The following is a 23,791-nucleotide window of genomic DNA, read 5'->3' on the forward strand; positions in this document are numbered from 1 at the left end:
AAAGCAAAATAAATGAGATTTTTAATCTCGTCAGTTTCAAAATGAGCTTATCGCTCTTTTCAATACTTTATTGGAGAGTTTGATCCTGGCTCAGGACGAACGCTGGCGGCATGCCTAATACATGCAAGTCGAGCGAACTTAAAGAGAAGCTTGCTTCTCTGATGGTTAGCGGCGGACGGGTGAGTAACACGTAGGCAACCTGCCCTCAAGTTTGGGACAACTACCGGAAACGGTAGCTAATACCGAATAGTTGTTTTCTTCTCCTGAAGAGAACTGGAAAGACGGAGCAATCTGTCACTTGGGGATGGGCCTGCGGCGCATTAGCTAGTTGGTGGGGTAACGGCTCACCAAGGCGACGATGCGTAGCCGACCTGAGAGGGTGATCGGCCACACTGGGACTGAGACACGGCCCAGACTCCTACGGGAGGCAGCAGTAGGGAATCTTCCGCAATGGGCGAAAGCCTGACGGAGCAATGCCGCGTGAGTGATGAAGGTTTTCGGATCGTAAAGCTCTGTTGCCAGGGAAGAACGCTTGGGAGAGTAACTGCTCTCAAGGTGACGGTACCTGAGAAGAAAGCCCCGGCTAACTACGTGCCAGCAGCCGCGGTAATACGTAGGGGGCAAGCGTTGTCCGGAATTATTGGGCGTAAAGCGCGCGCAGGCGGTCATTTAAGTCTGGTGTTTAATCCCGGGGCTCAACCCCGGATCGCACTGGAAACTGGGTGACTTGAGTGCAGAAGAGGAGAGTGGAATTCCACGTGTAGCGGTGAAATGCGTAGATATGTGGAGGAACACCAGTGGCGAAGGCGACTCTCTGGGCTGTAACTGACGCTGAGGCGCGAAAGCGTGGGGAGCAAACAGGATTAGATACCCTGGTAGTCCACGCCGTAAACGATGAGTGCTAGGTGTTAGGGGTTTCGATACCCTTGGTGCCGAAGTTAACACATTAAGCACTCCGCCTGGGGAGTACGGTCGCAAGACTGAAACTCAAAGGAATTGACGGGGACCCGCACAAGCAGTGGAGTATGTGGTTTAATTCGAAGCAACGCGAAGAACCTTACCAGGTCTTGACATCCCTCTGATCGGTACAGAGATGTATCTTTCCTTCGGGACAGAGGAGACAGGTGGTGCATGGTTGTCGTCAGCTCGTGTCGTGAGATGTTGGGTTAAGTCCCGCAACGAGCGCAACCCTTATATTTAGTTGCCAGCACTTCGGGTGGGCACTCTAGATAGACTGCCGGTGACAAACCGGAGGAAGGTGGGGATGACGTCAAATCATCATGCCCCTTATGACCTGGGCTACACACGTACTACAATGGCCGGTACAACGGGCTGCGAAATCGCGAGATGGAGCCAATCCCAACAAAGCCGGTCTCAGTTCGGATTGCAGGCTGCAACTCGCCTGCATGAAGTCGGAATTGCTAGTAATCGCGGATCAGCATGCCGCGGTGAATACGTTCCCGGGTCTTGTACACACCGCCCGTCACACCACGAGAGTTTATAACACCCGAAGTCGGTGGGGTAACCGCAAGGAGCCAGCCGCCGAAGGTGGGATAGATGATTGGGGTGAAGTCGTAACAAGGTAGCCGTATCGGAAGGTGCGGCTGGATCACCTCCTTTCTATGGAGAATCGTTTCCCGCGTGGAAACATTCAAATACGCAGCTTAGCTGCAAAACTTACTCACTCGTTGCTCAGTTTTGAGAGCTCAAACTCTCAAAACAGCTTGCTTTTGCATGGAGCTTGTTCTTTGAAAACTAGATATCGAAACGAAATTTTGCGAATTAGAACATTCCTTTTTAAGCTGAACTTGTGTTAAAACAAGTTTTAATAAATAGTGAAAACTGCATTGCGATGGTATCGAATGAGAGCAACTTTTGGCTTTGCGCAAGCAAAACAAGGGAAGCGAGCAGTCGAAACCGGAGCAACTATGGTTAAGCTACTAAGAGCACACGGAGGATGCCTAGGCGCTAGGAGCCGATGAAGGACGTGGCGAACAACGAAACTGCCTCGGGGAGCTGTAAGCAAGCTTTGATCCGGGGGTGTCCGAATGGGGAAACCCAGCTGGGGTAATTTCCAGTTACTCATAACTGAATACATAGGTTATGTAGAGGCATACCAAGGGAACTGAAACATCTAAGTACCTTGAGGAAGAGAAAACAATAGTGATTCCGTCAGTAGCGGCGAGCGAACGCGGAGAAGCCCAAACCAGAGAGCTTGCTCTTTGGGGTTGTGGGACATCTCACATGGAGTTACAAAGGAACCGGTTAAGCGAAGAGGTCTGGAAAGGCCCGCCAAAGAAGGTAAAAGCCCTGTACTTGAAAGTCTGTTCCCTCCGAGATGTATCCCGAGTAGTGCGGGGCACGTGAAACCCCGTATGAATCCGGCAGGACCATCTGCCAAGGCTAAATACTTCCTAGCGACCGATAGTGAAGCAGTACCGTGAGGGAAAGGTGAAAAGCACCCCGGAAGGGGAGTGAAATAGAACCTGAAACCGTGTGCTTACAAAAAGTCAGAGCCCGTTTTAGGGGTGATGGCGTGCCTTTTGTAGAATGAACCGGCGAGTTACGTTCCCGTGCAAGGTTAAGGTGAAGAGCCGGAGCCGCAGCGAAAGCGAGTCTGAATAGGGCGACATAGTACGTGGACGTAGACCCGAAACCGGGTGATCTACCCCTGTCCAGGGTGAAGGTGCGGTAACACGCACTGGAGGCCCGAACCCACGCATGTTGAAAAATGCGGGGATGAGGTGGGGGTAGCGGAGAAATTCCAATCGAACTCGGAGATAGCTGGTTCTCCCCGAAATAGCTTTAGGGCTAGCCTCGGAAAACAGAGTCGTGGAGGTAGAGCACTGATTGGGTGCGGGGCCCGCAAGGGTTACCAAGCTCAGTCAAACTCCGAATGCCATAGACTTACTTCCGGGAGTCAGACAGTGAGTGCTAAGATCCATTGTCAAAAGGGAAACAGCCCAGACCATCAGCTAAGGTCCCCAAGTGTGTGTTAAGTGGGAAAGGATGTGGAGTTGCACAGACAACCAGGATGTTGGCTTAGAAGCAGCCACCATTGAAAGAGTGCGTAATAGCTCACTGGTCGAGTGACTCTGCGCCGAAAATGTAACGGGGCTAAACACACCACCGAAGCTATGGCTTGATGCTTTGCATCAGGGGTAGGGGAGCGTTGTATAAGGGTTGAAGGTGTACCGTAAGGAGCGCTGGACATTATACAAGTGAGAATGCCGGTATGAGTAACGAAAAGATCAGTGAGAATCTGATCCGCCGAAAGCCTAAGGGTTCCTGAGGAAGGCTCGTCCGCTCAGGGTAAGTCGGGACCTAAGGCGAGGCCGAAAGGCGTAGTCGAAGGACAACAGGTCGAAATTCCTGTACCACCGTAAGCCGTTATGAGCAATGGGGGGACGCAGCAGGGTAGTGACGCGGACTGATGGATGTCCGTCTAAGCAGTGAGGCTGATGTGTAGGCAAATCCGCACATCATTAAGGCTGGGCTGTGATGGGGAGCGAAAATTATAGTAGCGAAGGTCATGATCTCACACTGCCAAGAAAAGCCTCTAGCCAGGTGATGGTGCCCGTACCGCAAACCGACACAGGTAGGCGAGAAGAGAATTCTAAGGCGCGCGGAAGAACTCTCGTTAAGGAACTCGGCAAAATGACCCCGTAACTTCGGGAGAAGGGGTGCCCCGGTAGTGTGAATAGCACGAGGGGGCCGCAGTGAAAAGGCCCAAGCGACTGTTTAGCAAAAACACAGGTCTGTGCGAAGCCGTAAGGCGAAGTATACGGGCTGACGCCTGCCCGGTGCTGGAAGGTTAAGGGGAGCGGTTAGGAGTAATCCGAAGCTGTGAACCGAAGCCCCAGTAAACGGCGGCCGTAACTATAACGGTCCTAAGGTAGCGAAATTCCTTGTCAGGTAAATTCTGACCCGCACGAATGGCGTAACGACTTGGGCGCTGTCTCAACGAGAGATCCGGTGAAATTTTAATACCTGTGAAGATGCAGGTTACCCGCGACAAGACGGAAAGACCCCATGGAGCTTTACTGCAGCTTGATATTGAATTTGGGTACGATCTGTACAGGATAGGTGGGAGCCTTTGAAGCATGAGCGCCAGCTTGTGTGGAGGCACCGTTGGGATACCACCCTGATCGTATCTAGGTTCTAACCTGGTACCGTAATCCGGTGCGGGGACAGTGTCAGGTGGGCAGTTTGACTGGGGCGGTCGCCTCCTAAAGAGTAACGGAGGCGCCCAAAGGTTCCCTCAGAATGGTTGGAAATCATTCGAAGAGTGCAAAGGCATAAGGGAGCTTGACTGCGAGACCTACAAGTCGAGCAGGGACGAAAGTCGGGCTTAGTGATCCGGTGGTACCGCATGGAAGGGCCATCGCTCAACGGATAAAAGCTACCCTGGGGATAACAGGCTTATCTCCCCCAAGAGTCCACATCGACGGGGAGGTTTGGCACCTCGATGTCGGCTCATCGCATCCTGGGGCTGAAGTAGGTCCCAAGGGTTGGGCTGTTCGCCCATTAAAGCGGTACGCGAGCTGGGTTCAGAACGTCGTGAGACAGTTCGGTCCCTATCTGTCGTGGGCGTAGGAAATTTGAGAGGAGCTGTCCTTAGTACGAGAGGACCGGGATGGACGTACCGCTGGTGTACCAGTTGTTCCGCCAGGAGCACCGCTGGGTAGCTATGTACGGAAGGGATAAGCGCTGAAAGCATCTAAGCGTGAAGCCCCCCTCAAGATGAGATTTCCCAGTATGTAAGACCCCTTGAAGACGACGAGGTAGATAGGCTGGGGGTGGAAGTGCAGCAATGCATGGAGCTGACCAGTACTAATCGGTCGAGGGCTTATCCAATATGCAAGTTATAAATCGCACATTTCGTTTCGGATCTAGTTTTCAGAGAATAATCTCTGAAATGAAAATCGGTACATCACAGAATGTGTGTATGATTTTCAGTTCTACAATGATTTCAAGAAGCAATGCTTCGACAAATCGCGTTTGGTGGCGATGGCGGAGGGGTTCCACACGTACCCATCCCGAACACGACCGTTAAGCCCTCTAGCGCCGATGGTACTTGGACCGCAGGGTCCTGGGAGAGTAGGACGCCGCCAAGCAAAGAACCACTGCCGATGTTATTCGGTGGTGGTTTTTATTTGTTTATAAGCAAAAATTAGCATTAACTATTAGTTTAGAAATAGTACACTAAATGACTTAACATAGATAAACGCCACTCATAACGAGTGGCGTTTCATATATATAAAATGAACCTGTCCGTATGACAAATACAGTTGTATGCATCAGGCAATACACCTAATATAACCAGGGAGTTTCCCTTGACAGTCTAAATAACGCTTTGCTAAGATGGCAATAATAAATTTTTCAGAAAACGTATTTTCGGCATAAAATACAGCCTGAGATCTTCGGGTTTTGGACCGTAAAGCTGAGCAAACATAAGGAGGAACGCCCGCGTGTGGGAAGATAAATTTGGTAAGGAAGGTTTCACCTTCGACGATGTACTGCTGGTGCCCCGGAAATCCGAGACACTGCCTAAAGAAGTGGACGTATCTGTTCGTTTGAGTGACAGCGTTAAACTGAATATTCCTTTGATTAGTGCTGGTATGGATACTGTTACTGAAGCGACATTGGCTATTGCCATTGCCCGTGAAGGCGGTATTGGTATCATCCATAAAAATATGTCTGTTGAGCAGCAAGCGGAGGAAGTGGATCGGGTTAAGCGCTCGGAGAGTGGTGTTATTACCAACCCGTTCTCATTGACAGCGGAACATCTGGTTTCTGATGCAGAATCGGTTATGGCAAAATATCGCATTTCCGGTGTACCGATTGTTGAAGGAGATCAAAAGCTTGTTGGTATCCTGACAAACCGTGACTTGCGTTTCATCCACGACTTCTCCATTAAAATCAGCGAAGTCATGACTCGTGAGAATTTGGTTACTGCGCCTGTAGGTACTACACTGCAAGAAGCAGAAGGCATTCTCCAGAAGCATAAAATCGAGAAACTTCCATTAGTAGATGAGTCCAACACACTGAAAGGTCTCATTACTATTAAAGATATCGAAAAAGCAATTCAATTCCCTAACGCAGCTAAAGATGCACAAGGACGTTTGCTGGTTGGAGCAGCGATCGGGATTTCCAAAGACACCTTTGAACGTGCTGATGCATTGGTTCAAGCCGGTGTGGACCTGATTACGGTAGACTCGGCACATGGACATCACATAAACATCATTGATGCGGTTCGTCAGCTGCGCGAACGTTTCCCGAACCTGACCATTGTTGCAGGTAACGTTGCTACAGGCGATGCAACCCGTGAATTGATTGAAGCTGGGGCATCGGTTGTCAAAGTGGGAATTGGTCCAGGTTCCATCTGTACAACTCGTGTAATTGCTGGTATTGGTGTTCCTCAAGTTACAGCAGTATACGATTGTGCAAATGTAGCACGTGAATATGGCGTACCAATCATTGCTGACGGTGGTATCAAGTACTCTGGTGAGATTACTAAGGCTCTTGCTGCAGGTGCTCATGCAGTTATGCTGGGAAGCTTGTTTGCAGGTACGGCAGAAAGCCCGGGAGAAACGGAAATCTTCCAAGGACGTAGCTACAAAGTTTACCGCGGCATGGGTTCAATGGCTGCAATGAAACAAGGAAGTAAAGATCGTTACTTCCAAGATGATGACAAGAAACTGGTTCCGGAAGGAATTGAGGGACGTGTTGCTTACAAAGGTCCATTATCTGATACGATTCATCAGTTGATTGGTGGTCTACGCTCAGGTATGGGATACTGTGGTACAAGCAGTTTGGAACAGCTTCGTAACAACACTCAGTTTATTCGTATTACAGGTGCGGGGCTTCGTGAAAGCCATCCGCATGATGTACAGATTACGAAAGAAGCTCCTAACTACTCGTTGTAATCTGAATTGTGTTAATCATTTCCAGGACAGGCTTGGCGATTTTCGCCGGGCCTGTCTTTTTTTGCGGATACCCCTGTGATAGAATAGAACAAGCGGTAATGATCCTTTAATGGATTAGGGCATTGCGGCGGTTTTTTGACGTGAGTCTATGAAACTGCTTCTGACAATGAATTTTGAGTGATTGAAAAAGGTTGAAGGTAGCCCAGCGAAAAAAGAAGCGCGGACGTCCTTTTACATAAGCATTTCATTTAATGCTAACTAAGTGACAATCGATTCGAACTTTAGGAGCAATGACAATGCTCTTTCGATACAGCGCATATACGACACACCTCACACATCATCTCCACTTGTTAGGGAATAAGAAAATATTGCAGCTCAAGCTGTACTGAAGCACACAATAGAAAGCTTCGGACCGAAGGGAGTATTCATCATTGAAAACCAAACAAATGAATAAGAAAAAACGTCAAATGCTCAAAAAAAGCGTAGCCTCGGTTATGCTGATTAATATGCTCTGCATGTCTGCGGTAATGCCTGTTATGGCTGCTGCAAACGATTCAGGGCAGGTATTGACCGCGGCAGCTACAACAACGAAGACTGAAAAAGCCGTGGACATTCCTTCGGCAGACTCACTGGGACTCGATGTTAAATCAGCCATACTGATGGAGGCTTCAACGGGCCAGATTCTGCTCAATGTGAATGCGGATAAAGCTATGCCGCCAGCAAGCATGACCAAAATGATGACCGAGTACATTGTGGCTGAACAGGTCAAACAGGGGAAATTAAACTGGGATGATGTCGTTACAGTTAAAAAGAACGCAGCGGAAAGTACTGGATCACGGATTTTCCTCGCAGAAGGTGACCAACATACAGTCAAGGAGCTGTACATTGCTATGGCTGTTGGTTCTGCCAATGATGCTACAGTGGCTTTGGCTGAACACATCGCTGGCTCCGAGCAAGCTTTTGTGAAAATGATGAATGATGAAGCGAAGCGTATGGGAATGAAAGATAGCTACTTCATCAACTCCACAGGACTGGATCGTGCAGATATGCCTGCGGACTTCCGCCCAACTGAGGATAAAGAAATCGTCATGTCGGCACGGGATGCGGCCATTTTGTGCAGATACATCATCATGGATCACCCGGACTACAAAGATTTTACAACCATTCAATCTTATAAATTCCGTCCTAATGACAAAGATCCAATTGTTAACTATAACTGGATGCTGGAAGCGAATAAAAATATAACCAACTTCAAAAGCTATGCCTATGAGGGTCTGGACGGGATGAAAACGGGCCATACCACAAACGCTGGGAATAACTTTACGGGTACGGCTGAGCGTAATGGCATGCGTCTGATCAGTGTGGTTATGGGTACCGATTCGGAGCCAGCGCGTTTCAGAGAAACAAAGAAAGTATTGGACTTCGGATTCAACAATTTTGAAGTGAAACAGGCGGTTGCTGCCAAAACTAAAGTCACAGGCTGGGAAGCTGTACCTTTGAAAAAAGGGAAGGAAACAACAGTACCTGTTGTGACGGATAATGCAGTAAGTTTCGTTGTACCTAAAGGTACTCAAAACCTGGACGTGACATTTAAAGCGAATGTAACTGAAGCTGATAAGCTGGTTGCTCCAATTAAGGCCGGAACCAAGGTTGGGACGGTTACTTATACGTACAAAGCTGAAGGAATTGAGCCACAAGAGAAGACAGTGAACCTCATCACCGCAGAAGAAGCCGAAAAAGGCGGTTGGTTCCGTCTCTTCTTCCGTGCAGTGAAAGATTTCTTCGTTGATCTGTTTGATGGCATCAAAAACCTGTTCTAATAGATAAGTGAAAGAAGACGGGGTAATATGACATTTTCAATATAGTGTCGTTAGACCATTGACAAAATACAAGTAATTCCGACCGGATGGATTGTATATTTACAATTTTTCCGGTAAAATATCAAGTTAGAATTCTACGTATAAATCAGTTTAAAAGTCTATTGTTCTTCTAACTGATAATGCATATTTCACATCCTGATTATGGACAAGAACGACACATCCATTACGGTAGATTGGGGTATGGAAACGGGAATAGCACGCGTAAAAAGAGGTGCGAAAGCGCGGATCGGACATTATGTGGCGCCAAGGACTTGGATGAAGCGTTGCGCCGGATTGGCGAAGGTGCTTCCATGATCGGTACCAATTCCAAACTTGCACCTTCCGAGCCCATGCAGGATCGCGGCTGGTAAGAGAAAGGTGGATTTTAAATGAAGATCGGCGTTTTAGCACTTCAAGGGGCAGTCACCGAGCACATTCGTAGTATTGAACGGGCCGGAGCAGAAGGATTGGCGATTAAACAGGTTCAGCAACTTGAGGAGCTGGATGGGTTGATTCTTCCTGGCGGTGAGAGTACCACGATTGGCAAACTGATGCGCAAATATGGTTTCATGGAGGCCATTCGGGCATTCGCTGCTGAGGGTAAACCGGTATTCGGCACCTGTGCTGGTTTGATTGTTATGGCCAAACATATTGAAGGACAAGAGGAAGCTCATCTGGAGCTAATGGATATGATCGTCTCCAGAAATGCATTTGGACGGCAGAGGGAAAGCTTCGAAACGGATCTTTCGGTAAAAGGCATTGAGGAGACGGTAAGGGCAGTGTTTATACGGGCACCCCTGATTGAGAGTGTAGGAGAAGAGGTAGAGGTTCTTTCCACTTACAAGGATGAGATTGTCACTGCTCGCCAGGGGCATCTGCTGGCTTGCTCCTATCACCCTGAGCTGACAGATGATTATCGACTGCATGCTTACTTTGTGGACATGGCTAGGTCGTATAAACAGCCTGTACAGAACCAATAGTGATTGATATACAACCTATGATCTGCCGGTGAACCGGATCAGTCCTTCAGAGGCTCACAAGGCTTGCGGCAAGGAGCTGTCTGGTCAGATACCTGATGTTGCCCGTATCTGCTTCCAAAGCGGGAATCGCAGCGTAGGGTAGCGCCGGATGTCATAGGTTGTTTTTTTACCATTGAGGAATGATGAAGTTATAAGGCTACAAAGTTTTGACAGGAGTTAATAAGGAAGGTTTCTACTTTGTGGTGTTATTTAGGAGGGGTATTTAGTGCTTGATGTGAAAATATTGCGGAATGAGTATGCACGTGTTGAAGAAGCGTTGACGAAACGTGGCAAATCGCTGGATCTAATCGCTGGGTTCACGGACATGGATGCCAAGCGTCGCGAGTTGCTGCAAGAGAGTGAAAACCTGAAAAGTCGCCGGAATACGGTATCCGGAGAAGTCGCCAAGCTTAAAAAGAGTGGCGAAAATGCGGACGAGTTGATCCTTGAAATGCGCGAAGTCTCCGATCGAATCAAAGCAATGGATGAAGAAGTGCGTGAGTTGGAAGTGAAGATCAACGATCTCACTATGGCGATTCCGAACATCCCTAACGAGAGTGTGCCTGTTGGTGCGTCCGAAGATGATAATGTGGAGATTCGTCGTTGGGAAGAGCCGAAGTCATTTTCATTTACACCAAAAGCACACTGGGAAATCGCACAGGACCTTGACATCCTTGATTTTGAAGCGGCTGCCAAAGTAACAGGCTCCCGTTTTACCTTTTATAAAGGGCTGGGTGCACGTCTGGAACGTGCTTTGATCAACTTTATGATGGATCTTCACAGCGATCAGCATGGCTATGAAGAGATTCTACCTCCATACATCGTTAACCGCGATAGCTTGTTTGGAACTGGCCAACTGCCGAAATTCGAGGAAGACCTGTTTAAGCTGAAAGATACCGAGTATTATTTGATCCCTACCGCTGAAGTTCCGGTAACGAACTATCATCGTGAAGAGATTTTGAATGCTGACCAGTTGCCTAAACACTTTGTAGCATACAGCTCGTGTTTCCGATCCGAAGCAGGTTCTGCTGGACGGGATACACGTGGCTTGATTCGTCAGCATCAGTTCAATAAAGTTGAGTTGTTGAAACTGTCTTCTCCTGAGACCTCCTATGAGGAATTGGAGAAAATGACTCAAAATGCGGAACGTGTGCTTCAATTATTGGGGCTGCCTTACCGTGTTCTGACGTTGTGTACAGCAGATATGGGCTTCACGTCTGCCAAAACATATGACATTGAGGTCTGGTTGCCGGAAAGCAATACGTATCGTGAAATCTCGTCTTGCTCCAACTGTGAAGACTTCCAAGCACGTCGAGCTAATATCCGTTTCCGTAGAGAGCCAAAAGCGAAACCGGAATTTGTTCATACGTTAAATGGTTCAGGACTGGCAGTGGGGCGTACAGTAGCTGCTATTCTGGAGAACTACCAACAAGAAGATGGAACAGTGGTTATTCCTGAAGCACTGCGTCCTTACATGGGCGGAGTCAGCGTGATTGCCCGTCGTTCCTAAGATGTTCAACTAAATGAATGAAATAAAAAACCGTCTCCTGACAAATGGAAGTTTAGAACGATCCATTTTCACAAGGAGACGGTTTTTTGTAGTTTATTGTTTATAACGACTATAGATTAGCCATAATTATCACCTAAGCGAAAGCGTAATTTTAGTTCACATACTCAATGGAGCGCAGTGTACGCACCAATATCATAAGTGCTTCGTCTGTGGTTACTGCTTTTTTAGGTTCGAAGGTGGTCCCGAATGTATCTTGAAGCAAATTGAGCGATGTCAGAGCCTGGACTTGGGCTGTGGCCCAAGGAGAGATAGATTCATGGTCCAGATAGGATGTCACAGCTGAGCTATTAGCGACAGAAACTCCTCCTGTATACTGAATTGCCCGATAGACCATGATTGCTAGCTCTTCCCGCGTGACCTGGCGATCGGCACGGAATGTTCCATCATCATAGCCTTTAACAAGTCCAAGGTGTGCAGCGGTTGCCGCATACGACTGTTCCTCAGTCACATCCCGGAAAGAGGTATTCTTAGATGCGATTCCGTTTGCCCCTAAGGCAGAAACTAATAATTGGGCAACCTCTCCGCGTGTGATGGGTCCATCGGTCTTGAATTGGTTCAAAGCAAGCAATTGTTTATTCTGCATGTATTGGATGCTGTTTATCGATGAATCATTGTCTGAAGTATCTATCTGTTCATTTGAAGCAATAACATAAGTGCTGTATTGCATATCTCGTATTCTTACCTCCCATTGCCCTTTATTTTGGACGTAATAGGCTGGCACGTAGGAATATGTCCGCGTTTCTTCATTGAACCCGAGTGCGGTTGCTGTTTGTGGGTCAAGATCTGTAGTACCAAGGTGGATCACCCGAGTCACATTTTTTAATTCTTCTTGATCCAGCTTGAGCGTTTGGTCGCCAGCCACCCATTGTACATTGAAACGTAAAGGCTGTACCAACATTTTTAGGCCAGCCGGTAGCGATTGTTTTAGGTCAGACAACTCATCGTTGGACAGGACATCAATGTTGATCTGGAGATCAAGCTGTTCGGTTGGCACATGCAGTAGAGAAGATGCGCGTTGAATATTTAATTTGTTCAAAGCTAACGTCATTTTAGACTGATTGTTGAACAGAGTGAATGAAGAAACTTTGTCCTTCGAGCGCAGGAAAGAAAGAACTCCTTTTTCATTCCCTCCGAAATCAACTTACTGATTCGCTCCTCAGGCAATGTGTTCAAAGGGTCATTTTTACGATACACACCTATAAACAAGCAACCACCCCATAATGAAAAAGTCTAAATTCGATTATACTGAGCAGGGCTGAACCTATTCTGAACAACCATATCAATCGTCAGGTAGCAATGTTTACCGGTAGTTAGTAGGTGGAATTTCCCTTTTCGATATATCGAACAATAAATCTTATAAAAAGGTTGCTTTCTGTCATACAATTATGGTATGATCTATTTCGTGGCAAGTTTATAAAAGTTAATGTCCTGGAGAGGTACCGAAGCGGTCATAACGGGGCGGTCTTGAAAACCGTTAGGGGGCAACTCCACGTGGGTTCGAATCCCACCCTCTCCGCCATACTACAATTATGATAAGGGTTCGAGCGATAAGCTCGAGTCCTTTTTTGCATTTATTTATACATTTAGCGCAGCCGCATACCCGCTGTATTTACAGAGCATTTTTACGACAAGAAATCAGTTTGTTTGAATATCTGTGTGATGCATAAAAACATTCAAATCGCCGCACTTTATATAAGAGTGGAGGTGGTAAGATGAACCGCGAATTAAACATAGATCAGATGGAGCTCGTAGGTGCTTGGCAGGAAAGATTGCCTGAGGTCCTAAATGTCGGAGATCGGGCTCAAGTTATGGCTGACGAGGCTGATCAACAGGCTATTCGAATTCACATCGCAACAGCGGGACACCAGATGTACTCTTTTGATTTCAAGTGTGCCTATGTGGATTCTCGTGAAGTCAGTGTACAACTAATTGATGTGGAGCGCGATGGAAGTACGACGGATGAGCGTACAGAGCCTATTCAGGAATTGGCTCAGGATTACACGCGTCATATTCATGAATGTGCCCAGTCGTTGCAAACCAAAACCAGACATTAGGTAGACGTCAAAGGAGTGGTAATACGTGAGCAAAGCCAAAGCTGGAACAGATAAAAACCTGCAAAATGTAGTCGCAGATCTGGATCAGACACCTGTGAATAGTCACCATGCCCAGCAAATTCAACAGGACTCGAATGACCGTCGGCATCAGGATTCCATAAATCATGATAAAACGGAAGATATGGACCCATCCCATTCCTAATCCAATGAAGAGGGGGGAACAACATGAGTAAACCCAAAACAACACCTGTGCCTGAAGCTCAGGCTAATGTGCAGCACCGAAAACCTGAAAAGCATTCTTCCATGCAGGAACCGTTGTCCGGCTCCAAAAAAGTGAAAAACCAGAATCATGTAGATCATCACAATCCTCAAGGCTAAGTTAAAGGAAGATTCATTCCTTTCTTTAGCACATATTAATGCATAACTATAACCTATAACTCCGGTTAACAAACCGGGGTTTTTGCGTGTTCATACATGATTTAGAGGAGCACACCATTGATATCTAAAGCTTACATAGGTCTTTGTAGCCAATTTAGAGAGTAAAGCTCACAAATTTCCCAAATCGTGTTTCCGTTTCAGAATAAATGGTATATCATTGATATTGAATTATTTTTTTGGGGGTTATCACGAGAGGAGAGAAACAAATGACTAAACGTATGGGGGCGCTTCTTCTTACGTTGCTGTTAACCGTATCCATGGCACTGACAGCATGTAGCAGCAAGCAAGAACCAAAAGAGGCATTGAAGACGGCGGCAGCCAATGCTTCCAAACTGACTTCGTATGAGATGAGTTCTAACTTCACTATTAATGAATTGAGCTATAAAGCTGCAGACGAGTCACAACAGGATCCAACGATGTCTCAGTTTATGAGCATGCTGAAGGATGCTCAGTTGAATGTAACTGGCGTATACCAAAGCGAGCCAATGCAGACCGAAATGACGGTAGGTATTGAGCTTAAAGGCGATATGGGTATGACATTTACCATTCCGATGGTTATGACCGCTGAGAAGTTATATGTTAAGGTACCAAGTATTCCGTTCTTCCCGATTCCGGAAACGGTTGTTAATAAATTCCTAGAGCTGGATCTGAAAGAACTGGCTGAGCAAGAAGGAACGGAATGGAATCCGGATGCTATGGATGCAGCGAAAACACAAAAGCTGAGCAATGAAGTTATGGATGCGGTCCTGAGCGAGTACGATCAGGATAAATTCTTTAAAAACCTGGACGTGAAGGATGCACAGCTTCCTGAAGGTTTGGATGCCAAGCAAGTTGTTCAATTTTCGGTCAACAATGACAATGTGAAAGAAGCTGTTACTGTCCTGGTAACCAAAGCATTGCCAAAAGTACTGGATATCATCTCTAAAGAAGAGTATCGTGACATGTTGCAAATGAGTCAGGAAGATATCGACAAAGCTAAAGAGGATCTGAAAATTACTGAAGCAGATCAAGCTGAAATGGCTAAAGATCTGGACCAGTTGAAAGATACACTGACCATTAACCAGTTCCACATTGATTTTGCTTTGGACAAAAAAGATTTCCCGGTATATCAAAAGTTGGTTGCTGATCTGTTGATTAAACAACCTGATACTAAGGATGAAGTTAAACTTGCATTCACTGGTTCGAACACTTACACCAAAATTAACGAGAAGCCAGCATTTAAAATCAATATTCCAACTGGCGAAGACGTGATTACAATGGATCAGTTTGAAGAACTAATGAACGCATCTTACGGATACTAAGTTCTCAGATTCATTAGTTAAAGCAAAGAACCGCTCGACCTTAGGGTCGAGCGGTTCTTTGTATGTCATTCCATGCTCTGTTCAATTACTGTAAAGATTCACCCAAGTCCTCGGCCAGCACAGCGTAGATCTGATGATCCTGATACTCTCCGTTAATCTTGAGATATTTACGAGCAATGCCCTCAGCCTGAAAGCCGTTCTTCTCGAGAACACGTTTGGAACCCGTATTGGACAACAGAATGGCTGCCTGAACACGATTTAACTTTAGGGCACGGAAGGCGTAGGATACAGCGAGTTTTACGGCTGCGGTCATTCGTCCTCCGCCTTGGTAATCTGGATGGATGAAGTATCCCATGTCTGCATAATTGGCAACGCCCTGAACGACATTGTTCAAGCTAACCTGACCGATCAGAATACCATCGTCGATTGTAAAAATTCCGAATTGATAACCTGTTCCTTCTTCGGCCGCCTGTATTCTATCCTGAATGCGTCTGGTTTGCGCCTGCAGCGTATAGAATTCATCATCCCGGATAGGCTCTACAGCTTGGTAGGGATGACGTGTAATTTGAATAAGAGCAAGATACGCCTCTGTATCTTGTGGAGTAAGTAAACGGAGACTTATTCCTTTTGGTGTGTCGTATAGTGTAAGCGGCATGGAATGCACTTCCTTTCCAGATGGGTGTAAGATTCTATTTTTTGCGTAAACGCCGGAAAAATTGAGTCAGCATGGTGGAGCACTCTGGTTGCAGAATGTCAGCAACCACTTCGGTTCGATGATTAAAACGAGGTTCCTGCAGTAGATTCATCAGCGTTCCTGCGCATCCGGCCTTGGGGTCTGCGGTACCATATATGACTCGAGGCACTCTGGATTGCACAATGGCACCTGCACACATGGGGCATGGTTCCAGTGTGACGTACAGACTGCAATCCAGCAGTCGCCATGCACCGATGGCTTCACTGGCTTGCCGGATGGCTACCATCTCCGCATGTGCTGTGGAATCAAGTGTCGTCTCACGCAGGTTATATCCACGACCAATAATGCGATTATGTTGAACAATTACAGCCCCGATCGGCACTTCCCCGAGTGCTTCTGCTTTGTACGCTTCAGCAATGGCTTCACGCATCCAGTGCTCGTGATGAGCCTCCTCGGAGAGATGCGTAAGATCAGGTTGGAGAACGTCATCCTTCATTAAAATGTAAAACTCCTTCCAAAGAGCATTTTATGCGGCGAACAAACATTCGTTTGTTAACATGTTGTGTATAAGTCTGTGGATAACCAACGAGTTGCTCACATAGTTATGAACATACTATCCACATGCCTGTGGATTTGTGTATAAGTTTTAGTGGTTATTCCCATTGTAGGCATGGAAAAGACAAAATACAATTGATTTCGCGTTTTTCAGCCAAGCGGTAACTTTTGGACAAGGGTCAATTATCCTTTTCAAATAGACATACAACAGTTATGATGGAGATAGGTTTTGCCATATATCGCCAGAGGGTACAAGCCGAGAGGTGAACGAAAAAGTTGTCTATTAAAACGAAATTATCCATGATTATGTCGTGCTCAGTGCTCGTCATTTTAGTTTTAAATATAGCACTGAGTTATTATACTACAGAAGAGAATTTAAGGCAGGACAGCGAAACCAAGATGGTGCTTACGGCCAAACAGATTGCAATCGCTGTCGAACAGAGTCAGTCCAGTTCAGAATATGTAAAACGACAAATTGGGAACAATCTATGGCTGGCCTCAGTAATGGCAGCGGGAGAACTGGACCCGAATATTAATAATATCACAAATGAAGACCTGGTTCGCATGAGCGAGAAAGTTGGTGTCTCCCACATTTCATTGATGGAGCAAACGGCTGATGATATTGTGGTTACCCGGTCTTCCGATCCAAAGGAGATTGGATTGTCTACCAAATCCATGACGTACTGGTATCAGGCATTTAAACAGCTGTTCGAAAACCATCAGGTTACGATTTCACAGGGACAGAAATTGGACCATTTTTGGTCGGATGGATTCGAATACTCTACATCCAATCCGTCAGATGTTGATATCTGGGGTTACTATCATGATGGGAAGAGGAATTACATAATCAATCCCTTCTATAATAATGCCGCTGTTGACGACTATGTGAAGATCTCTGGTCCAGACGAGATTTTGAATAAGATTCGTGAAGTGAATTCATCGATTCTGGAGATTACAGGTATCAATCCATTGACCTTCGGTAGCTCGAACATGAGCAATGACGGAAGGGATACGAACCACAACAAGTTGAATAACAGGCCTATTCGTTTCGGTACATATCAATATGGTGCCGCAGAAGAGGATCACAAGGCGGTTGTACGGGCAATTCGTACTGGGCAGAATGTATCTTTTGTCAGTGAAACTCATGAACAGAAGGTGCTCAAAAGTTTCATTCCGATATTTACCCCCAATGAATCATCTTATGTGATTAGTATTGTCATGGACTATAAGCAAATATCCTCTATGGTATCGGAACAACTGGTTAGCCATGCCTCGATTTCGCTTGTGTTGCTGGAGATTGTGATCTTTGGTAGCTATTTGCTTGCGGGTTACATTACGCGCCCTATTCAATCTATTCTGGGCAAAGTGAATGATGTGGCTGATGGCCATTTTGATTTCCGTCTAAAAGTGAGAAGGAAAGACGAATTGGGCCAATTAGCGAATCGCATTAATGCGATGATTCGTAATTTGGGCCATTATACGAATCGTCTGAAACAGATGTATGAAGAAAATCGTGCGGTAAAAGAGCATTTGGAATCGATTATTAACCAAACGGCAGATGCGATTCATATTACGGATCTGGATGGAAATGTACTGCGGGTAAACCGTGCCTTTGAGCAGTTGTATGGCTGGCGCAGTCGTGAAGTTGAAGGACGTAAATTGAAAATTATCCCTCCTGGTACTGAAGAGGAGATGGAAGAGCAGCATGCCCAGTTGATTGAGGGCATGTCAATTACGTCTAATGAAACGACATGGATGAAGAAGGATGGTAGCCGTGTTGAAGTCAGCGTGAGTACAGCACCAGTCCGGGATGAAGCAGGAGAGATTACAGCACTGATCAGCGTATCAAGAGATATTACCAGCCGTAATCGTATGGAGGAACTGCTCAGACGTTCCGAGAAACTGACGACGGTTGGTCAGCTGGCAGCCGGGGTTGCGCATGAGATTCGTAATCCGCTTACGACCTTGCGTGGGTTTCTTCAGCTCCAACAAGAGACGAACAAGCTTAATCATCGTCACCTGGATTTGATGCTGTCAGAGTTGGATCGAATTAATCTTATTGTGGGTGAGTTTCTGATACTGGCCAAACCACAAGCGGTTCATTTTCAAGAACGGGATATTCGCTTCATTCTGGGAGATGTTATATCATTGCTGGATAGTCAGGCGCATCTGCATGGTGTGGAATTTGTATTGAATGCTTCATCGGATTCAGCTATGGTACACTGTGAAGAGAACCAGTTGAAGCAGGTCTTCATTAACTTGCTGAAGAACGGCATGGAGGCCATGCCAGACGGAGGTAATATTCGAATTAAACTCAATCATGACGAAGAGAATAGTCGGGTTCGGATTGAAATTAAGGATGAAGGCACTGGAATTCCAGAAGAACTGATGCCTAAGCTGGGGGAACCATTCTTCACAAGCAAGGAATCGGGAACAGGGCTTGGCCTGATGGTCAGCCAGCGCATTATTCAATCACATAAGGGCATGATGGATATCAAAAGCGTCATGAACAAGGGAACGACCGTCATTATCGATCTGCCTGCCTCCCCACAGCAAACGGAGAGTATAGAGGAAGAGCATAAGACGGACAATGAACCTACAGACGAAGAGAACTAGATGAGGTGAGATTACCTTTTGCGTATTAATAAATTTATCAGTGAAACAGGTTTTTGTTCCCGTCGGGAAGCCGACAGATTGGTGGAAAGCGGGAAAGTAACGATTAATGGAGTGACGGCAGAGCTGGGCAGTCAAGCAGAAGATGGCGATGATGTAAGAATTAATGGTCAACCTATTAAGGAAAAACGGAAACACGTATATATTGCGCTTAATAAACCTATTGGAATAACGAGTACAACCGAACAGCACATTCAAGGGAATATCGTTGATTTTGTAGGACACAAAGAGCGTATCTTCCCAATTGGTCGCCTGGATAAGGATTCGGAAGGTTTGATTCTGATGACCAATGACGGTGATATTGTCAATCGAATTCTAAGGGCAGAAGGACGCCATGAGAAAGAATATATTGTCACCGTCGATCGTGCGGTAACGCCGAGTTTCTTGAGAGGCATGAGCACAGGAGTCAAGATCCTTGGCGAAATGACGCTGCCTTGTACGGTGACTCGTATATCAGAGCGGGTGTTCCGCATTATTCTGACAGAGGGAAAAAACCGTCAAATTCGCCGGATGTGCAGTGCATTTGGCTATGAGGTTCGGAAGTTGAAGCGGATTCGTATTATGAACATTCATCTCGGTGAACAGGCCACAGGGACCTGGAGAGAACTGACACCCGCAGAGAAGTCGGAATTAAGCAGTTTGCTAGATTATAATATGGAATAAATGATGATTGTCCAAGGCGCTGCTTCCCCTCAAGGGAAGCAGCGCTTTTTCATATCAGTGGATAGAAAAAAGTCACTCCCCTGGTATTAAAGGAGAGTGACATAAGCTTAAGCATTAGTTTGCTATAACGAACGATTCTTTAGTTACCTTGTCCGACTGCTTTCACGGCCGTGTTGTTACTCTGATATTTCCGGATAATCGAAACTTCTACCCGGCGGTTTTGAGCTCGTCCAGCATCCGTTTGGTTGCTAGCGACTGGGTGATACTCTCCATAACCGCTAGGTGTGAACTTCGAAGGGTCCAGCGCCTCATTCAATAACAGAATTTTGAGGAAATTCAGTGCTCGATCGGCACTCAAATCCCAGTTATCCTTATATTGGCTGTTCGAAATGGGAACATTATCAGTATGGCCAGACACAACGACTTCATATTCCGGGAACTCCTGCAGCATGCTCGAGATGGCTTTGGCCAGCGAGCGTGACTCGGGTTTAACATCAGCCCGGCCTGAGGAGAACAGGGCGTTATCACTGATCGTGATTTTGAGCTCAGACTGATTCAGCTTGGTATTCAGCTGATCGGAAAGCCCATTTTTCTGAATATATTGATCAAGCTGTTTCTTGAGTTTCTCCAGATCTTCCTGTTCTTTCTGGGCCATTTGCGCATCCGTAATCTGAGCCGCTGTCTTCTTGGTGATTTCTTCAGGCTGCTGTTTGTTCTTGCCCAAATCTGTAGTAGATTCTGTAGGGTTCATGGAGGTATGATCCAGTACACCCGAACCACCATTCAATGCGCTGCTCAGTGCGGAAGCCATCTGTTCAAACTTCGTTGCATCTATAGAGCTCATAGAGAATAATGTGATAAACAGAGCGAGCAGCAACGTCATTAAGTCGGAGTAGGGAAGCAACCAACTCTCGTCTATATGTTCTTCATGCGGTTCGTGTTTTTTAGCCTTTTTCACCTGATGAGCCCTCCTTCTCTTCCAACTGTCTACGTTCGGAAGGTGTCAGGAATACAGATAATTTTTGATTAATGGCAATGGTGGATACACCAGATTGTATGGATAACAAGCCTTCAACCATCATCAGCTTGATTTCCATCTCTTTTTTGGACATCCGCTTCAGTTTATTGGACATCGGATGCCACAACACGTAACCACTAAAGATACCGAGAAGTGTCGCGATAAACGCCGCTGCAATTGCATGCGAGAGCTTTTCCATATCACTGAGATCGGCAAGCGCTGCGATGAGGCCTACAACGGCCCCGAGTACCCCGAGTGTTGGTGCATACATCCCCGCTTGCGCGAAGATCAAGGCACCGCCACGATGGCGCTCTTCTGTAGCATGAATATCTTCCATGAGTACATCACTTACAAATTCCTGATCATTGCCGTCAATAATCATACGCATACCGCCGCGCAGGAACTGATCATCAATATCTTCGACTTTCGATTCAAGTGCAAGCAAACCTTCACGACGGGTGGTGGAAGCCCAGTCCATAAATGTGCCGATTAGAGAAACACGGTCAATCAGTTGTTGCTTTTTGAACAGTACCCCGAATAGCTTGGGGATTTTTTTAACTTCAGACATGGGAAATGCCATGAAAATAGTTGCTGCCGTACCAACAAAAATAATAACGTAGGCTGCTGGGTTGTTAACCAGGTTGATAAGGGGCGCACCCTTCAGGAACATACCCACTACAAGTGAAACCAGCCCTAAAACTAGTCCGATAATCGTTGAAATTTCCATCATACACCTCATCCATGAGATAAAATTGAATCCTTTCAAGCGGCTTTATTCGGGCTTCCGGACGAACGTTACACCGCAATCCGTTTAATGTTAGGCATCCTTTAGGGTTGCAGAAACAGTTAAAACGGTCATGTATAGTATTTATCGACCAGATGGCCTTTTTTTTTAAGGGTTATTTTCAGGTATAATAAGATCAAATCTGCTCCTTAGGGGCTAAATAGGAGTGAAAAGCCAATGGGCGTAAAGCATGGACGAGATTATGAAGGAATATTGACAGATTTGACAGAGGCTATAGGCCGAATACCGGACCGCTATGTTTTCTTTGAAATGGATGAGGAAGAATGGTCGCGCCTTGGTGTAACAGAGCAACTCGAAGTGGATGAGGCATTGGCGGAAGATCTGTTCTATGCACTGGGTGAGGAGTCGGTCATTCCGGTAGGAAGTGGAGTGGTCATTCATGACAAGGATCAGCACCGAATTCATATCTTAATTGGGGAAGAAGAACTGACTTTTGTACCGCTCATTTAGTATGCTCCTATAAGATATTTTGCATGGAAAACCGAGTTGGAGAATCTCCCTAAAGCCTTATGGTTAGTGGATCTAGCGCCATTTGTACTATTGGAATTTGAGGCTTGTCCGTGGTAAGATGATAGTCATGAAACGGGCGAACCGCAGGGCGGTGGACCTATGCGTTTGGGTTGCTATGGGTAGCACCAAAGGTTTCGGTGGCAGCATGGACAGTTGTCTGTGATAAGCCATCATATGGGGAGGAAGATAACGTATGGTTTTTTCGCAAGAGGAAGTCGAAGCTCATCTGGGAAGGCTGGAAGGCTGGGAACTGGAAGAGGGACGATGGATTGTCCGCAAGTTCGTATTTTCCAACTACATGAAAGGGATTGCATTTGTGGACGAGGTCGCAGCGATTTCGGAAGCGTTCAATCATCACCCTTTCATTACGATTGACTATACAACAGTCACACTGCGTCTCACATCATGGGATGAAGGTGGCATCACATCTGTAGATATTAAAGAAGCAGAGCAATATAATGAGGCTTTTGAGAAAATGAGGTCGGAATAACCTGGATCGGTTATATCGCACTACCGGAAATGAGTGAAGCATACATGTCAGACGATAATCAGAACAAACCTCTTATTGCTGTCGTAGGCAGCCTTAATATGGATCTGGTGGTGAAGACAGACATCATTCCTGAGGAAGGCGAGACGGTGAGTGGGGAGGAACTGCACTATTTGGCCGGGGGCAAAGGCGCCAATCAGGCGGTTGCTGCTGCACGACTGGGTGGACAGACTACGATGATTGGTGCCGTAGGTTCGGATGGTTTTGGTGAACGCCTGTTGCACAGTCTAACGGAAAGCGGGGCGGATGCCTCGCTAGTTCGCATTCTGGATGATACCGTTACAGGTACGGCCTCTATCTGGCTCTCCAAAGGAGATAACCGGATTATTGTTATTCCTGGAGCGAATGGGCAGGTTATGCCTGCGATGCTGGAAGAGGCGGATACGGTAAAAAGCCTGACTGCAGCCGCAGCGGTGCTGCTGCAGCTGGAGATCCCGCTGCCTGCGGTCACCCGCGCCGCCCAACTGGCGGCTGAAGGCAGCGCATTGGTGGTGCTCAACCCGGCGCCTGCGGTGCCGGGTCTGCCCCAGGAGCTCCTGCGGTGCGTCGACGTCGTCACGCCGAACCGCAGCGAGCTCGCCGTGCTCACCGGCCGGGATGATCTCCGGCCGGAAGACGTGGATGCGGCGGTCGCAGAGCTCGCCGCATCCCTCGGGGCCGCTGTCGTCACGACGCTCGGCCCCGAGGGGGCTGTGTACGCGGCAGCGCCTAGCGGCCGCGTTCAGGCAGAGCGTGCCGGCGCGTGCCGTGCGCCCGGCTACGCCGTAAGCGCCGTCGACACGACCGGCGCTGGCGATTGCTTCAACGGCGCGCTGGCAGTAGCCCTCGCGCGCGGAGAGACGCTGGACGCGGCGGTAAGCTTCGCCATGGGCGCAGCCGCGTTGTCGGTGACGAAGCTCGGCGCCCAGTCCGGGATGCCGTCCGCACGTGAAGTGCAGGCTTTCCTTGCCGAGCAGAAGGCAAAGACCCAGTAATATATGCATACTTTAGGTGAATCAGAGGCAGGCTGGAAGGATACGCTAATGCATCTATTTAGCCATAGCATGGTGGATGTTTTCATCGGAGCATCCCTGAAATGACCAAGAGGCTCTTACTTCCCAGTACGGGAGAGTAAGAGCCTCTTGTCTGTATGACCATTGATAAAACGAGTAACCCT

Annotated in this window: 18 protein-coding genes, 1 tRNA gene, 3 rRNA genes and 1 pseudogene; 18 read left to right on the forward strand and 5 right to left on the reverse strand. The window is 47.0% G+C overall.

Annotated features, from left to right (window positions below; translation table 11 throughout):
• The first annotated feature begins 67 nt into the window (after positions 1 to 67).
• The 8 genes and pseudogenes from PTQ21_RS05580 to serS all read left to right on the forward strand — a co-directional run bounded on the left by PTQ21_RS05580 (position 68) and on the right by serS (position 11,317).
• Positions 68 to 1,620, forward strand: a 16S ribosomal RNA gene (locus PTQ21_RS05580).
• 310 nt (positions 1,621 to 1,930) lie between these two features.
• Positions 1,931 to 4,857: ribosomal RNA gene (locus tag PTQ21_RS05585) — 23S ribosomal RNA — on the forward strand.
• 143 nt (positions 4,858 to 5,000) lie between these two features.
• A 5S ribosomal RNA gene (gene rrf / locus PTQ21_RS05590) occupies positions 5,001 to 5,117 on the forward strand.
• The 16S, 23S and 5S rRNA genes sit together here, the layout of an rRNA operon.
• Positions 5,118 to 5,471: 354 nt before the next feature.
• A complete protein-coding gene (guaB, locus tag PTQ21_RS05595; RefSeq protein ID WP_024628817.1) occupies positions 5,472 to 6,929 on the forward strand; it encodes an IMP dehydrogenase in 1,458 nt (485 codons plus the stop codon).
• A gap of 446 nt (positions 6,930 to 7,375) precedes the next feature.
• On the forward strand, positions 7,376 to 8,749 hold the full coding sequence (locus PTQ21_RS05600; RefSeq protein WP_176854911.1) for a D-alanyl-D-alanine carboxypeptidase family protein: 1,374 nt from the start codon (positions 7,376 to 7,378) through the stop codon (positions 8,747 to 8,749).
• A gap of 293 nt (positions 8,750 to 9,042) precedes the next feature.
• A pseudogene (locus PTQ21_RS05605) lies at positions 9,043 to 9,120 on the forward strand (hypothetical protein); the annotation flags it as partial.
• A 57-nt stretch (positions 9,121 to 9,177) separates the two neighbouring features.
• Entirely contained in the window at positions 9,178 to 9,768 is a 591-nt protein-coding gene (gene pdxT / locus PTQ21_RS05610) for a pyridoxal 5'-phosphate synthase glutaminase subunit PdxT (RefSeq protein ID WP_274569090.1), read from the forward strand.
• Between the two features lie 265 nt (positions 9,769 to 10,033).
• Entirely contained in the window at positions 10,034 to 11,317 is a 1,284-nt protein-coding gene (gene serS, locus PTQ21_RS05615) for a serine--tRNA ligase (RefSeq protein WP_090955833.1), read from the forward strand.
• Between the two features lie 151 nt (positions 11,318 to 11,468).
• On the opposite strand, the gene PTQ21_RS05620 is transcribed toward serS, so the two are convergent.
• The gene (locus tag PTQ21_RS05620; RefSeq protein WP_274569091.1) at positions 11,469 to 12,425 is read right to left on the reverse strand and encodes an S-layer homology domain-containing protein; all 957 of its coding nucleotides are present in this window, start codon (positions 12,423 to 12,425) and stop codon (positions 11,469 to 11,471) included.
• A 382-nt stretch (positions 12,426 to 12,807) separates the two neighbouring features.
• Here PTQ21_RS05620 and PTQ21_RS05625 point away from each other — a divergent pair.
• The 5 genes from PTQ21_RS05625 (at position 12,808) to PTQ21_RS05645 (ending at position 15,170) form a co-directional block, all read left to right on the forward strand.
• A tRNA-Ser gene (locus PTQ21_RS05625) sits at positions 12,808 to 12,896 on the forward strand.
• Between the two features lie 193 nt (positions 12,897 to 13,089).
• Complete coding sequence (locus tag PTQ21_RS05630; protein ID WP_274569092.1) at positions 13,090 to 13,431, forward strand: hypothetical protein; 342 nt, start codon at positions 13,090 to 13,092, stop codon at positions 13,429 to 13,431.
• 25 nt (positions 13,432 to 13,456) lie between these two features.
• Positions 13,457 to 13,633: a hypothetical protein gene (locus tag PTQ21_RS05635; protein WP_162842467.1), complete on the forward strand. Its 177-nt coding sequence runs from the start codon at positions 13,457 to 13,459 to the stop codon at positions 13,631 to 13,633.
• 23 nt (positions 13,634 to 13,656) lie between these two features.
• On the forward strand, positions 13,657 to 13,809 hold the full coding sequence (locus tag PTQ21_RS05640) for a small acid-soluble spore protein P (protein WP_063567623.1): 153 nt from the start codon (positions 13,657 to 13,659) through the stop codon (positions 13,807 to 13,809).
• Positions 13,810 to 14,075: 266 nt separating this feature from the next.
• Positions 14,076 to 15,170 (forward strand): hypothetical protein, encoded by a 1,095-nt coding sequence (locus PTQ21_RS05645; protein WP_090812030.1) that lies wholly within the window; start codon positions 14,076 to 14,078, stop codon positions 15,168 to 15,170.
• Between the two features lie 85 nt (positions 15,171 to 15,255).
• Here PTQ21_RS05645 and PTQ21_RS05650 read toward each other — a convergent pair whose 3' ends face one another.
• The gene (locus PTQ21_RS05650) at positions 15,256 to 15,825 is read right to left on the reverse strand and encodes a GNAT family N-acetyltransferase (protein WP_063567625.1); all 570 of its coding nucleotides are present in this window, start codon (positions 15,823 to 15,825) and stop codon (positions 15,256 to 15,258) included.
• A 34-nt stretch (positions 15,826 to 15,859) separates the two neighbouring features.
• On the reverse strand, positions 15,860 to 16,360 hold the full coding sequence (gene tadA, locus PTQ21_RS05655; RefSeq protein ID WP_274569093.1) for a tRNA adenosine(34) deaminase TadA: 501 nt from the start codon (positions 16,358 to 16,360) through the stop codon (positions 15,860 to 15,862).
• Positions 16,361 to 16,695: 335 nt separating this feature from the next.
• On the opposite strand from tadA, the gene PTQ21_RS05660 reads away from it, so the two are divergent.
• Both PTQ21_RS05660 and rluF read left to right on the forward strand, forming a co-directional pair.
• On the forward strand, positions 16,696 to 19,035 hold the full coding sequence (locus PTQ21_RS05660; protein ID WP_063567627.1) for a PAS domain S-box protein: 2,340 nt from the start codon (positions 16,696 to 16,698) through the stop codon (positions 19,033 to 19,035).
• An 18-nt stretch (positions 19,036 to 19,053) separates the two neighbouring features.
• Complete coding sequence (gene rluF, locus PTQ21_RS05665; protein ID WP_063567628.1) at positions 19,054 to 19,755, forward strand: 23S rRNA pseudouridine(2604) synthase RluF; 702 nt, start codon at positions 19,054 to 19,056, stop codon at positions 19,753 to 19,755.
• A 139-nt stretch (positions 19,756 to 19,894) separates the two neighbouring features.
• On the opposite strand, the gene motB is transcribed toward rluF, so the two are convergent.
• Together motB and motA are read right to left on the reverse strand one after the other, a co-directional pair.
• The gene (gene motB, locus PTQ21_RS05670) at positions 19,895 to 20,713 is read right to left on the reverse strand and encodes a flagellar motor protein MotB (RefSeq protein ID WP_063567629.1); all 819 of its coding nucleotides are present in this window, start codon (positions 20,711 to 20,713) and stop codon (positions 19,895 to 19,897) included.
• Positions 20,700 to 21,500, reverse strand: coding sequence for a flagellar motor stator protein MotA (gene motA / locus PTQ21_RS05675; RefSeq protein WP_024628803.1), 801 nt, complete (start codon positions 21,498 to 21,500; stop codon positions 20,700 to 20,702). Before motA ends, motB begins: the two co-directional genes overlap by 14 nt.
• A 234-nt stretch (positions 21,501 to 21,734) precedes the next feature.
• Here motA and PTQ21_RS05680 point away from each other — a divergent pair, with 234 nt between their 5' ends.
• The 3 genes from PTQ21_RS05680 to rbsK all read left to right on the forward strand — a co-directional run bounded on the left by PTQ21_RS05680 (position 21,735) and on the right by rbsK (position 23,609).
• Positions 21,735 to 22,028, forward strand: coding sequence for a hypothetical protein (locus PTQ21_RS05680; protein ID WP_063567630.1), 294 nt, complete (start codon positions 21,735 to 21,737; stop codon positions 22,026 to 22,028).
• Between the two features lie 253 nt (positions 22,029 to 22,281).
• Entirely contained in the window at positions 22,282 to 22,578 is a 297-nt protein-coding gene (locus PTQ21_RS05685) for a 4a-hydroxytetrahydrobiopterin dehydratase (protein WP_063567631.1), read from the forward strand.
• 29 nt (positions 22,579 to 22,607) lie between these two features.
• Entirely contained in the window at positions 22,608 to 23,609 is a 1,002-nt protein-coding gene (gene rbsK / locus PTQ21_RS05690; RefSeq protein WP_274569094.1) for a ribokinase, read from the forward strand.
• Positions 23,610 to 23,791: the final 182 nt, after the last annotated feature.

It is taken from the genome of Paenibacillus marchantiae (genome assembly GCF_028771845.1).
Taxonomy (GTDB): domain Bacteria; phylum Bacillota; class Bacilli; order Paenibacillales; family Paenibacillaceae; genus Paenibacillus; species Paenibacillus marchantiae.

Coding starts and splice junctions, on each gene's coding strand:
- PTQ21_RS05650 (WP_063567625.1), bottom strand. CDS start 15,825: ATGCCGCTTACACTATACGACACACCAAAAGGAATAAGTCTCCGTTTA.
- PTQ21_RS05685 (WP_063567631.1), top strand. CDS start 22,282: ATGGTTTTTTCGCAAGAGGAAGTCGAAGCTCATCTGGGAAGGCTGGAA.
- PTQ21_RS05640 (WP_063567623.1), top strand. CDS start 13,657: ATGAGTAAACCCAAAACAACACCTGTGCCTGAAGCTCAGGCTAATGTG.
- rbsK (WP_274569094.1), top strand. CDS start 22,608: ATGAGTGAAGCATACATGTCAGACGATAATCAGAACAAACCTCTTATT.
- PTQ21_RS05630 (WP_274569092.1), top strand. CDS start 13,090: ATGAACCGCGAATTAAACATAGATCAGATGGAGCTCGTAGGTGCTTGG.
- motA (WP_024628803.1), bottom strand. CDS start 21,500: ATGGAAATTTCAACGATTATCGGACTAGTTTTAGGGCTGGTTTCACTT.
- PTQ21_RS05600 (WP_176854911.1), top strand. CDS start 7,376: ATGAATAAGAAAAAACGTCAAATGCTCAAAAAAAGCGTAGCCTCGGTT.
- PTQ21_RS05645 (WP_090812030.1), top strand. CDS start 14,076: ATGACTAAACGTATGGGGGCGCTTCTTCTTACGTTGCTGTTAACCGTA.
- pdxT (WP_274569090.1), top strand. CDS start 9,178: ATGAAGATCGGCGTTTTAGCACTTCAAGGGGCAGTCACCGAGCACATT.
- PTQ21_RS05680 (WP_063567630.1), top strand. CDS start 21,735: ATGGGCGTAAAGCATGGACGAGATTATGAAGGAATATTGACAGATTTG.
- tadA (WP_274569093.1), bottom strand. CDS start 16,360: ATGAAGGATGACGTTCTCCAACCTGATCTTACGCATCTCTCCGAGGAG.
- PTQ21_RS05620 (WP_274569091.1), bottom strand. CDS start 12,425: ATGACGTTAGCTTTGAACAAATTAAATATTCAACGCGCATCTTCTCTA.